General features: G+C 58.3%; 9 protein-coding genes and 2 pseudogenes. 7 read left to right on the forward strand and 4 right to left on the reverse strand.

The genetic code is table 11. The features are described from left to right. Positions 1-167: 167 nt before the first annotated feature. The 3 genes and pseudogenes from AC0L3O_RS34910 to AC0L3O_RS34920 form a co-directional block, all read right to left on the reverse strand. The gene (locus AC0L3O_RS34910) at positions 168-722 is read right to left on the reverse strand and encodes a hypothetical protein (RefSeq protein ID WP_473618082.1); all 555 of its coding nucleotides are present in this window, start codon (positions 720-722) and stop codon (positions 168-170) included. A 340-nt stretch (positions 723-1062) separates the two neighbouring features. Further along, complete coding sequence (locus AC0L3O_RS34915) at positions 1063-3639, reverse strand: toll/interleukin-1 receptor domain-containing protein (RefSeq protein WP_473618084.1); 2577 nt, start codon at positions 3637-3639, stop codon at positions 1063-1065. A gap of 358 nt (positions 3640-3997) precedes the next feature. Beyond that, a pseudogene (locus AC0L3O_RS34920) lies at positions 3998-4627 on the reverse strand (tyrosine-type recombinase/integrase). 269 nt (positions 4628-4896) lie between these two features. On the opposite strand from AC0L3O_RS34920, the gene AC0L3O_RS34925 reads away from it, so the two are divergent. The 7 genes and pseudogenes from AC0L3O_RS34925 (at position 4897) to AC0L3O_RS34955 (ending at position 11143) form a co-directional block, all read left to right on the forward strand. Next, positions 4897-5616: a hypothetical protein gene (locus AC0L3O_RS34925; RefSeq protein WP_473618085.1), complete on the forward strand. Its 720-nt coding sequence runs from the start codon at positions 4897-4899 to the stop codon at positions 5614-5616. A 632-nt stretch (positions 5617-6248) separates the two neighbouring features. Continuing rightward, positions 6249-6356, forward strand: a pseudogene (locus tag AC0L3O_RS34930) (DUF4113 domain-containing protein); the annotation flags it as partial. 64 nt (positions 6357-6420) lie between these two features. Next, positions 6421-6630, forward strand: a complete 210-nt coding sequence (locus tag AC0L3O_RS34935) for a hypothetical protein (protein WP_473618086.1) — start codon at positions 6421-6423, stop codon at positions 6628-6630. A gap of 84 nt (positions 6631-6714) precedes the next feature. Continuing rightward, positions 6715-7782 (forward strand): hypothetical protein, encoded by a 1068-nt coding sequence (locus tag AC0L3O_RS34940; protein ID WP_473618088.1) that lies wholly within the window; start codon positions 6715-6717, stop codon positions 7780-7782. A gap of 466 nt (positions 7783-8248) precedes the next feature. Continuing rightward, positions 8249-9739: an Eco57I restriction-modification methylase domain-containing protein gene (locus tag AC0L3O_RS34945; RefSeq protein WP_473618089.1), complete on the forward strand. Its 1491-nt coding sequence runs from the start codon at positions 8249-8251 to the stop codon at positions 9737-9739. Beyond that, the gene (locus AC0L3O_RS34950; protein ID WP_473618091.1) at positions 9732-10706 is read left to right on the forward strand and encodes a hypothetical protein; all 975 of its coding nucleotides are present in this window, start codon (positions 9732-9734) and stop codon (positions 10704-10706) included. Before AC0L3O_RS34945 ends, AC0L3O_RS34950 begins: the two co-directional genes overlap by 8 nt. 254 nt (positions 10707-10960) lie before the next feature. Further along, on the forward strand, positions 10961-11143 hold the full coding sequence (locus tag AC0L3O_RS34955) for a hypothetical protein (protein WP_473618092.1): 183 nt from the start codon (positions 10961-10963) through the stop codon (positions 11141-11143). Positions 11144-11187: 44 nt separating this feature from the next. Here AC0L3O_RS34955 and AC0L3O_RS34960 read toward each other — a convergent pair whose 3' ends face one another. Next, positions 11188-12354 carry an RHE_PE00001 family protein gene (locus AC0L3O_RS34960; protein ID WP_473618093.1) on the reverse strand — a complete coding sequence of 389 codons (1167 nt, stop codon included), beginning with the start codon at positions 12352-12354 and terminating at the stop codon, positions 11188-11190. Between the last annotated feature and the right edge of the window lie 77 nt (positions 12355-12431).

Raw genomic sequence — 12431 nt, forward strand, 5'->3', positions numbered from 1 at the left:
ATCTCAGACCCGGCAGCGGAAACAATCCAGCCGTCATCAACGGTGAGCGTGACACCCAGTATCTTGACCCCTGGGCCAGGCGACCATTTCGACTTCGTTCGCATGCCCGCCCATAGCGACAGCGTCGCTAACGGCGAATGAACCACACAAAGTGAGGAAGAACCCGTTTAAATGCCAAGCGACAACTGCGCCTTGCGATAGCCGATGTTGACGATGTCGAGCGAGGTGATGAGCCCGCTCCTGACAAGCTCCTCCACGATCCTCTGGCCGTCGGGCTGGATGAGCAGGGCCTTGACCTTCTTCGCGAACTCTGGGTCGATGCCCGAGATGCCTCCCTCTACGACGGGTATCCTGGGCTGGTTCAGGCTCGCCAGATCGAGGTCCTTAAGCAATTGCAGGAGTGACGCCAGCTTCTCGAACGAGAAGTGCGAGAGCTGGAAAGGCTCGTCCGACAGGAACCGGTCCTCGACCCAGCCCTCGCGCTTGTAGTGCTTGAAGCGCTTGAGCGTCACCGCCCTGATCTCGTTCAATCCGTGAATGAAGGTCAGCGTGAGCTTGATGCGGTTCCTCGATGGAAAGGGTGGGGAGTACTCGACCGTGGTGGCGCCGTCTTCCTCGACGACGTAGTTAAAGAATCGTCCGGCGCCGTTCTTGAAGTTTCGCGGGTAGAGGTGCTCCATCTTACACCCGCTGACAAAAGTGGTCTCGTCCGCTCCGCTCATCAGGTGCCCCCAGCCCGACTTCAGTATAGCCACAGTACAGCCCGACGGGCTAAGCCGCAAATGCTGGCGTTCGGTCCGCCGCCCTCCTTTGCGCGGGACGTCAGCTTTTCACTCCTGCATTCCCGAATGCCGCACGGCAGAAATCCACCATACCCAGTCGTTCAGGGTCGCGTCGCGCACCGCGATCGGCGACTGGCGGGAGTCGACCTCATTTCGGTCATCCGACGTGTCTGCTGCTCTCCCTGAAACCAATCTTCACGGGCGCCTCCAAATCGCACTGCCTTGCGAGATATCTCCGAAAGAGATCAAATTAAGCGATTTTTGAGAAAGTGAAGTGCACCTAACCTTCAAGCTCGAACTCGTCGAGCATCCTGTATCGCGCACGGATTTGAAGAGCCTCTTGGCGCAGTTCCTCCCGTGAGGTGAACGGTGTCGACGGATCCAGCGACTTCGCTTCCAGAATACGAGCTCGCAACAACTCGTCTTGCACGGTTGCGGTCCCTGCCTTGGAAAGTTCGCGCAAAGCGCCATCGAAGTCCCTTTGATTCAGCATGATTCTTGCCTCGATGTTATGCGGTTTGAAGCGCCTATCGTGAGCTTTGAGAAATTCACTGTCGGTACGGGCGGTATGAACGTCATTGGCGCCAGCAGCCGCTATAGCGCGCAACCGGCGTACGATGAGGGGGGACGAACCCGCACCTTGCTGCAAGCGCTGGGTCAAGAGAGCTTGCGCGCCGGCAAAGTTCTGATCTCGCCTCATCATGATGGTTGCATTGCGTAAGTCGACAGTTGCCTCTTGCCACGGCAACGAGGAGAGCGTCCGGATCTCCTTCTCCGCCTCCGGAAACGATCCTTGAGCAATCAACATCCCAATACGGATGTTCAGCAAGACAGGATTGCGACCTATATGTCGCGCCTCTTCCTGCACCAGCCTATGGAGCTCCGGCCACATACCAAGGTGCTGATAGCATGAAGCTAGTTCACCGACCACGCGGTGCATATACTTGCGCACCTTACGTGCCTCCAAGAGGAGGGGGATCGCTCCGCGACTATCCGCGTTGTGAATGCGCAGGTAGAATGCTCGCAGATAGAAGCGGGACCGATAACTTTTGCTGTCGAAAAAGTTCAGAAGCTTCTCAGCGCCCACTGCATCGGACAGCCGTGTCTGGGCACGAACTACGTAAGATAGTATTTCTTCTCTGGTCGTCTCGTCCATGCCCATATGCATGGCCGGCAACCCCCAGGACACGACTTGGCGCAGTGCCTCTGAATTGTCATGATTGCGATCGTAAGTATCTCTTACGACTTCCTGCAGTGTGGACGGCAGTATTATTGACCTGAACTCTGCCGGCAGTGTGCCACCCTCAATTGCAGCCATATAGGCGAGCGCATCGACGAGCTCCAGGTTGATCTCTTCTATCGCTTTAGCCCCCTCCCAGGCCTTTTTGAGCGTGCTTGAAAAGGCAGTCATAAGGTCTTTTGACCCGTATCCATGTAATCGCCTGAAGAGTGTCCTGACAGGTGAGGAGATTGCATAGTTAGGTCCGATGACCTCGACCAAACAGGCTAGAATGAGTTCTGACAAGGTCTCGGCAAATATCTTGCCTGATATATTGTGCCGAAGCAGCAGTATTTCCTTGAGCAGGTCGCCTTGTAGCTGTAGGACCCAGCTCAGAACGGATAGCGTGTCTTTCTGCAGCTCATCCAAGTTTTCGAAGTTCAGGCTCTCGCTCAGAACATCTTCTTGGAGCGCAAACAAGTCGGAAGGGTCGTTGTCGATAACCGCGATGCCTTTCCTGGCGATCAACGCTGCAGTGGATTTCGCAATACCGGGATGGCCGCCAATAGAGCGTATGACTTCGGCGCTGGGCAACTCGGCCTTCGCTCCTAGGGCAGTCGCAGAGCCTACCATCAAGGTCTTTGTATCCGTGTCCGAGATCGGGGGCACTTGAAGCTGATATAAGTTGGGGTGATTACGAGCCTCGTTGTCGTGGACCAGCCTATTGGTTACCACCACCAGCTTCGTAGACTCCTGCTCCAGACGCCGAAATAGAACAGGCGCCCAAGCCTTCAGGTACCCCCGATCCTCATAGATTCCGTTTCCTGTTATCAAGGTAACGGCTTGCCCAAGGCTCCCAAAGTGCGAAAGTTTAAGCGCCACCTCTTCGGCTTGGTGGCCAATGGGCGCTGCGGCGAACCCCGTCACATCCTGTTCCAGTTCGGCGTGGGATACACCATTTTCCAACTCTTGCCGAAGTGCTCGATATATATCCACGAGGTCAGCAAACTGCGGCAGGGGGAGCTCGGGTCCGAAGCTTAAAGTGGGCGATGCAGGATAACTTTCAACGAGAAATTTCCTCGCAAAGGTTCGCCGCCCGATCCCGCCGTTGCCTGCAAAAATGGTGACGTTGGGCGTGTTTCCGGTGGCGACGATAATATGAGCGATGTCCGCCCGTGCTTGGTCGATGAGCCGGCCGCGGCCGTAAACTTGACTGCCAGGTAGCTCGGCTAGCGGTCCAGAAATCAGAGCGCGCCGGATATACCTCGCAACGTGGCGAGCACCAGTCCCGACGCTACCCACCCAGTACTCCTGCATCCAGGAGGGTAGGTCTCTATAGTTCAGATCTCGGTCGAGAAAGACTACCAAAAACTTAGTTTGGGGCCTTTTGATCTTAGCAATTTTTGTCCGATCAACCTCAAAGTTAACCCAAAGAGATTCCAGCGACTTCTTCGAGACAAAGAAGACGAACATGCTGGATTCAGCGGTTCGCTCCTCCATGGCCGAAACCAAGTTTTCGCCATTCTGGAAACTCACTGGGTAGAAGTAGGCCAATCCGTCCGGGAGGAGATTATGGACTTGCGCCACCATGCGCTCGTCACTTCCGTGCAGTGATAGAAACACGGTAGGCAGCTTCATAACAGTATCCTCTTGCCGGCAGACACGGGTCGTCGCGGCTTCCTCAAACACGCGAGATGTATCGAAGCCTCGCCCTGGACAATACTGATAAATAGGCCGAAATGCTCCAACGGGTAAAGCTAAGCGAGACGTGGAGTGCAAGAATCTTTGCCACGGTCACTTATTGGCCTCGACCATCCTCATCATCAGCTCGAAACTGATGGAGTGAAACCTTGTCTCAAAAGGGAACTTCTACGTCCGCTTTGATTTCCTGATGCCCAACAGCTGACGGACAGCTCCCCACCCATGGCCGTCGTTGTCACCTGGATGCAGGTTGATTGAAGCGGTCATCCAGTAACATTGAATGACCGCTCCGATGTCAGATTTCCGTGCGCTCCGCGAGGAGCAATGCATCCTCGACGTCAACGCAAAGATACCTACCGTGTTCTCAATCTTCGTATGTCCGAGCAAAATCTGTATTGCGCGGATGTTTCCGGTGCCCGGTAGATCATCGCAGCCTTTGTCCGTCGAAGCGAGTGCGTGCCACTCAGCCCGGCGCAGACGGATGGCGGTCACCCATTCATCGACGAGGCGAGCGTACTGCCGGGTGCTCATATGGTTCGTATGGTCGATGCGGCTCGGAAACACGTAGTCGGTAACAGCCCCTCCTCGACGTTCAAGCCATATCAAGAGGCTTAGCGCGTACATCGGCGGTCAATTCGAATTGGACGGGTCGGCCGGTCTTCTGCTGCACTACTATGGCTAGTGTCCGTATATCCGATCCTGCAACGACATCGCCGATCTTGATCTTGACCAAATCGCAACCGCGCAGCTTGCTGTCGATCGCCAAATCGAAAAGTGCACGATCTCGCAGGCGTCCTTCTCAATCGAGGAAGAAACGGATTGCCCAGATCTGCTTCTGCGTAAGCGGTCGCTTTGTGCCAACGGTCTTGCCAGCGTTCCAAGCCACGTGACCTTGCACGGCAGGATCGTAGCGTGAGTAGCCCATCTTTGTTCTCCTTGGCCATGATTGGCCGAACAGAAAAACGATTGATGTGCTGGAAGCTCTGGGGCCGATTTCAGACGTTCCGCTTTCCAAAATAGGGGTTGAGCATTAGCCGCTAGCTACCATATATGCTCTCTCCGAACCACCAGCCGCGCTGGCATGTTCGTGAAACGCCGCTCCCTTCTGGTTGAGCGGCGTTTCTGTTTTTATACAAAGCATGGATAGACTACGCGGGCCTCAGGGAGGCATAAGAGTCTTGGGGGAGATTCGCGGTGACCTTAATAGCGCAAGCCTACATCCATAACAGAAACACTCCCTTACCTTCAGAGCTGGAAGAGTGGGGCACAATCGCCCAGAAGATTGCCTACAAAGAGGCGTCGCGAGTCTACAGGCCCGAGGTCGAGTTAGAGATTTCATTTGAAATCGGCAGCCTGAAGACGCGGGCTAAAGTCTTGTTGGGCGCCTGCCTAGCTTCCTACGGTTTCGTTGCCACTTACCCCGATTTTAAGGAGGGGCTCAATGAGATGGTGAAGGACGCCAAAGAATTCGCTGGTTCCTTCAACGAGGAGTTCATTTCCGAGACCGGGATTAAGAATACGGACATCGTCAGTCGCCAGCGCAAGAAAGAAACACCTGGGCGAGTTTTGCGAGCGTTGGAACGGCTTGAGGAGTATGAGCGACGTGGCCGCCATGCTGCACGCGATGAACTTCCCATGATCCTTGAGCGGTTGGCGTGGGCAATGGTGGATTTGGAGCCGCAGGATCAGCAGATTATTGTGGAGATGCTCCAGGAGCGGTTTTCAGGGTTGCCTCTACCTCTGAAACTGGCCCCGAATGCAGCCCACGGGATATTGAGACCTCGGGATGGACATGAACTTTATCAACTGATGGAACACGAGGAGGCCGTGAAGGACTACGTAGCGAGGCTGAGCACAAAACGACCGCTAGGTGGCCAACTCAAGCTTACGCGGCAGGGGCCGAAGGATGATTGAGTGCCCTTACTTACCCTTCGTGCTTCTATCAAGAGTCGCCCGATCAGCTCCATTTTGCACACTCGCCCCAATGACATTTCGTGTTGGTCCTGTGTAACCCATCTCGACCTTCGTAGACTCCTAGCAGGAACGGTCCGGCGACATAGACCATAGGTGACCCGGAAATTCCCGATTTAGTGATTGCATCGATGTAGAAAACGCTGGTGTGTTCTACGCCAGCAAGACCGACAAGGACCTGCGGCTCTGAGGCGACCGAACCGAGTTTCCAAACAGAAAAATGCCCGCTGATGGTATGCCTCGCGGGTAAGGGGGCACAGCTTTCCAATGCCCTCTTCGTGAGCACACGCGCGATTGTGAAGGTCTAAACGGCATCGCTGGAAACGCGAAGATGTCGGCTTCCGAAGAAATGCGATCGGGCCCTCGAACGACCGCAACTGGGCGCATTGCTGTCGGGCAGTCTCGGGGCAGCGAGCGGACCGTCCGGTTGTTATGCCTTAACCCGCAAAGTTCCCATTCGATGCAACTCGATTGGGGAAACAGACAGCCGGGACTGAGCACAACAAGCCTTCAAGACCGCGTCCCGCCCTATACCCCGTCTCAACTAGGCCTCTTGATGCCATCATGGCCGCCACGCGCTTCTGCCACCAGCAGCCGGCCCGAAGCAAGCATGGTCAACGAAGGTTGACCGGAAGTCGCCCAGCTATACATCACAGTGGCCGGAGCCGCCCAAATGGCGGTAACGTCGGATAGGTTGTTGTTTTTACCCCTGAGAGAGCTGTACTGTGCAACGGGGGAGTGAAAGCAATGGCTACTTTCATAAGTGGCTATTTTAGTGTGTACGGCGCAGTATTCGAGGAATATGGCGCCCTCAATATCTCCATAGTCAATGACCTGCCGCTTTTCATAGACCCCTTCCTACTTTTCCATAGCGAAAAGCCCGAGTATCCGACCGAGCTGCAGAAGGTCCGGTCACGGAAGGCAACCTTCTCAATTGGTATTGCTTCAAAGAAGTGAAGCAAAATTGGCTCGGGTTCTCTGTGTCAGGCAACGACGGGGCCGGGGATCAAATTCGCCCGGGGTCTGCATTCTAATCTCAACGTGATCTTCTCTGATTTCGGAGAGGAAAAGATTACCGAAAGCAGCCATCTCGAGAAGGTGTGCCTGGTCTCCGACGGAGTCGGCCGAGACAACATCAGCGACTTCACGACAAACCTGATCAAAGGCTTTCTCTGCAAATACACCGAGTCGTTTGCTGCCGCCCATCTCCCTGCCGAACACGCTCGTTTCGACTACGATATGCAGGCCTGGATGCGAGCCAAATATCGTCTGCCTTGGGTGGAAGGCGACTATGTTCTTCTCACCCCTAAAGAGATGCTCACCCGCGACGAAAACTGGATCAATAAGGGCGACCTCATCAGTGGCTTTGAAGAGGTTCCGACCGCGATCCCGGATGTCCAGCTGAGGGCCGCCGTCTTCAACTACTTCGAAGCGCTTCTCAAACGCCGTCCCCCGGAGCGAGGCAAGAAGGCAAAGGAGCCAACCCAGCAGGAACGCGCCGAGGCCGTGGTGGCTACCATGCGGCAATACCCGCAGATCATCGACTACTATATTAAGCTCAAGGAGCAGCGCGGGGACGAGGCGGCCGATGTTAGTGCCGAGAAGGTTTTCGCCATCGAGTATCTGTTTATCGAGCAGCTGCAAGCCTTGCAGTCGCTCTTGGTTGTAAACAGCAATTTCTACAGTGCAGGGAAAACGACCTACGAGGAAGCGCATGCCAGGCTCGCCTACCTCATGGATGTAATCGAGAATAAAGGCGGGCACCGCTTTTCTACGATGATCGAGCGGGAAAAGGATTTGCACGTCCTTTATCGACTGGTTTGGTTTGGCACACCGTCCGATTTTGGGGCTGAGGCCAATGACGGCCGAGGACCGGTCGACTTTAAGGCCTCCCGCGGGAGGAACGACAAAACTCTGGTTGAGGTGAAGCTCGCCAAGAATACCAAACTGGCCAAGAACCTAGAGAGACAAGTCGAGATCTACTATTTCACGTTGTCCGAGCTGACCAAGGTAAAGGGCATTCTGCAAGACCTTGAGCTAACTGACAACCCGGACGTGGTGTTGATTGACGCGCGGCGGGACAACAAGCCATCCGCCTCAAATGCGTGATCAGCCCGCCACGTTATTGAAATGCGTGGGCGCCATTGGCTCTGGACAGCAACCCAGCCCATGCCGTCCGTGCGCCTAGCCGACTTACCCGCTGCAGCGGGGCCGTGTATGGACCGGCGGCTTCTGGCGTCCGCGGGAAGATAGCGGACGGTCATTTCGCTGGTGCGAAAGACCGAGGTTTGGTCCAAAGCCGTCGCTGAGCGCAACCCAGGCGCATTGCTAACCGGCAGTATAGGGGCATGAAAGCTGTCTGGCCGCTTTTGGAAAAGATGATCGCCATTGCTGCCGTTCGTCTCGCGGAGCTGGCGCTCTTGTCATGGCCGTCAGGAACATATACAGAACATACCGAGCTCTAGCGAGGAAGCTGGACTAACGTCGCTCGACGGATTACTCCTCGCTGCATTGCAAAGCGCGACGCTGGCGGACATCGGGCGATCGGGGGACTCATGCCAGTTGAATATCTGCATTGCCTGTCGAGATTGCGTTGATGGCACCACTGAGCCAGAAGCATAGCGGCGCCTATTTCACGCCCGATCCTGTGGTCACCGCGCTGGTGCGCTGGGCGGTGAGTGATCCGACCGACCGGATGCTCGACCCGTCTTGCGGCGACGGGCGCTTCCTCGCCGGGCACCGTAACAGCGTCGGCATTGAGCAAGACGCGCGTTCGGCCGCGACCGCCATGGATCGTGCTCCTTGGGCGCTGGTCCATGAAGGCGATTTCTTCGCGTGGGCGGGCGAGACGTCGGAGCGCTTCGAATGCGCGGTCGGCAACCCACCCTTTATCCGCTATCAGACGTTTAAAGGCGCGGTGCGTGCGCGCGCGCTGAACCTCTGCAGCGAGCTCGGTGCTGAGTTCAACGGACTCGCCTCCTCCTGGGCGCCGTTCCTGGTCGCGACCGCGAGTCTGCTCAAGCCTGGTGGCCGGATGGCGTTCGTGGTGCCGGCCGAGATTGGTCATGCGCCCTATGCTGCGCCGCTGCTTGAGTATCTAGTAGCGAACTTCTCACATGTGCAGTTGGTGGCGGTTCGTGCGAAGCTGTTCCCTGACCTCTCCGAGGATTGCTGGCTGCTCTACGCCAATGGGCATGGCGATCAGACTGATCGCATCCGCTTTACCGCGCTCGATCGTTTCGAGCCGGCCAAGGCGATGCAGCCGCTTGCCGGAGGCGAAGATGTTCTGGTCACCGAGTGGCGCGGGACTTGGGGCCGGCGGCTGCGCCCGTTCGTGCTGCCGGCGTCGATCAGAGCACTATACGCTCGAGCCGCCTCGCACCCCGAATCGCTCCGCTTCGGCACGGCTGCGCAGATCGGCATCGGCTATGTATCGGGTGCCAACGGCTTCTTCCACCTGAAGCCGTCGCTGGCGAAGAGGCTGGGGATCCCAGCACAGCTTCTGTATCCAACGGTGCGCAACGGCCGAGCGCTGCCTGCAAAGCAGCTGACCCAGAGCACGCTCCAGCAATGGCATGCCGCAGACGAACCCTTTATGCTGCTGCGGTTGCCTAAGGCGCCGCTTTCTGAGCTGCCCACCCAGGTGCGTCGTTACCTCGACAGCGAAGCAGGGCGCGAAGCTCGGGAGGCCTATAAGTGCCGGGTGCGCGATCCCTGGTTCTCAGTGCCAGATGTCCATCAGCCCGATTACTTCTTGAGCTATATGTCCGGCGTATCAGCCAGTCTCGTGCGCAACTCGGGCGGTGCTACCTGCACCAATTCTGTGCATGGCGTGCGCGTTCGCGATGCCAAGGCCATGCGGCGCATTGCCGAGCACTGGACGGACGATTTTGTCGCGCTCAGCCGCGAGATTGAAGGACATCCGCTTGGTGGCGGCATGCTCAAGCTGGAGCCGCGTGAAGCGACTCGAATCTTGGTGCCGACCGACGAACTGGCGCCTGATATCGACGGAGATGCATTGGTCGGAGCGGTCACGACGATGCAGCGCTGGCGCCACTATGTCTGAACCCGATCTGCCCGATCCAGAGCTGCCCGATGAGGAAGATGCGGCGGCACAGCCGCCCGAGGATCCGACCTTCCCTAAGACGTGCCAGTGGATAAACCAAAGCGAGGCGCTCGCGCATTTCGCTTCCTATGAAGGCGCGACGCAAAGCCAGCAGCATATCAAGCCGCTGCATTGGTATGTCGCCTGCCGGCTGGTGATCGAGGGCGGCTTTCGGCCTGATGAGATCACGCCCCGACCACCCTTCACATTCAAGAAGCGCAAGGGCAAATGGCATCTCGCCTATGATCCAGCAATCGCGGAAGGCGGCGAGGCAACGGTGCTCGGCGGGTTGAAGACCAAAAACGTCGACGTGGTGGTCAACAAGCCGGGTCTGGGCCCGGTGCTCGCAGTGTCGTGCAAAGGCATGACCGGTGCATTTCGCAATCTCACTAACCGCATGGAAGAGACGATCGGCGAGTGCACCAACCTCCACATCACCTATCCGGCCATGGTGTTCGGCTATCTGTTCGTGATCCGCGCTAACCGGCTAATCGAAGAAGCCGCGGCAATTGCCGGGGCCGAGGATGCACCGCCCGCTAAGCAGCTCAAGGCAAACGACATCGCTATGGCGATGGGGGGCGAACCGGTGGAGAGCATCATCCGCTTTCACTCTGCGCTGCGAGAGCTGACCGGCCGCCGCGGCATCCGTAACGATGTGTCGCGGTATGAGGCCGTGTCGCTGGCGCTCGTCGAAATGGCCGATGCTGACCTCGGGGCGCTGCTACCGACCTACCCGGCCGAAGACAGCCCTCTGCGGCTCGAGCAGTTCTTCGAAATGTTATACCTGCGGTACGATGAGCGGTTCGTCTATGCGGCGCCCGATCTCAAAAGCGTAACGCAGAGGCTCGAGTGGGCGCCGGAGTCCGCGGCTTTCCTAACAGATCAGAGCTATCCGAACATCGACTATCCGGTGCGCTGCTCGGAATAGCTGGTGACGCGAATCCGAGCGGTTGCGTACCAAGCGCTCTGGCGGAATAGGTTGCTGCGACTTGGTTTCATGCCAGAAGAGGACTAGCGGCTCTCGAGGGTGTTTCGGAGCTATCCAAAACGCCGAAACCGTCAAATGGGTTTGCGGAACCGGTACCAAAGCCCGGTTAGGTGCGAAGTCTCTTATGTGGTTGCGGGCAACAGGAGCGCGGTGGGGCCCCTGGTTCACGGGCGGCCCACGACCCGGTTGCCGCCGTGGCGAAACGTATTGCGATCGGCTCGAATGAGCCGAAGGACGAAGCTGCTCGCGCGGCGCTGGCGCCCATGGGTTGCCTAATGACCAATGACCGTTTGGCGCCCCCAAAGGCGCCGCCGTTGGAAGGGCGGTACGGGCTCGAGTTCAAAGAGCTTGAGAAGCAGCGAAAGGCAAAGAAATGATGTGGAGGAACGAACCAGGTCTGCTTGCTTAAGAGGCCTTCATTTTACACAAATCCCCACGCCCGGTAGCGCCCGCGCCCGGTCACCTCGCGGATACCAAGTTCGGCGACCAAGCCAAGCGCGGCGCGCTGGCTGATTTTCAGCTCGGCCGCGATCAGTCCCGCCGACACTGCCGGCCGCGCAAGCACCAGCTCTATCAGCGCCGGCAGGCTCGAGTTCTTTCGCCGGTTCCTGAGCCGGCGTTCCATCTGGCGCTTGGCCATCGCCAACCGATCGAGCTCCTTGAGCCCGGCCGATGCGGCTTCGGCAAAAGCGTCGAGGACCGCTACCAGCCGGGTGGTCCGGTCGCGCGCGCGCCGCCGTTCCCGCGGAACGGCGCGCAGTCCGGCATGCAGGCAAAACAGATGTGAGCCGACCTTGCCGGTCTGGCGCAGCAGCGCCGCGACCAGCAGCGTGCCGAGCCAATGCTGGTGCTGCAACGGTTCCATGTCCTGCCAGGCCTCCCAGGCGATCGCCGCGCTTAGCACGGCCGGCATGCTTTCGCCGCGCAGCTTGTCGACGACGGCGAGCCAGTCGCCAAGCCGCTGGTCCTCGTCCCAGTCGAGATCGCGGATCAGCGGCCCGAGCCTGTCCAAGGAAGCCGCCTCCCGCGCGTTTGCCCCCTGCCCTGCCGTGTCGACCTCCGGGCTGTCCGCTGCGCGCGGCGCGAAATTTTCGCCTGCCAGCAGCCGGTTGGAGCGGGCCAGCACGGCATCGATCTCGGCCAGTTCCTCGGCAAGAGCGTCCTCCTGGTCGGTGTCTTCGGCAAGGCTGTCGCCGGCGTCGTCTTCTGGCAAGGCGGCCGCCCTCGCGGCATCGGGTTCGGAGCCGGCCCGTGCCGCGCTCGCCCCGTCGCCGCTCTGCCCTTCACGGCCGCGCAACGCCAAAATGCCAAGGCGAGAAAGCGCCCAGTCCGCCTTGTGGCCAAAAATCCGGCGGCGGGCGCGCAGCACGGCGTGGGCCCGGGTGAGCTCGTGGGTCGGGGTGCGAATGTCCATGTGGGCGTCGTGCAGGACGAGGTCTTCCGCGTGGACGAGTTCGCCGTCGAGCCACAGCGCGGCGGCAGCATCGGCAAAGTGCTGGCGTTGGATAAAGCCGTCTCCGACCGGGCTTTTGTGCACGCGCTCGTCGAGGCGGGCCAACAGGTCTTCGACGCGGGTGTCGCATTGCAGTTAATTAGGTTCTTCCTCACTTTGTGTGGAGCGGCGGCAGCATTCGTGCTCTCAGCAGTTCAGGACCTGCCCGACCG

This window comes from Mesorhizobium sp. WSM4810 (assembly GCF_055811235.1).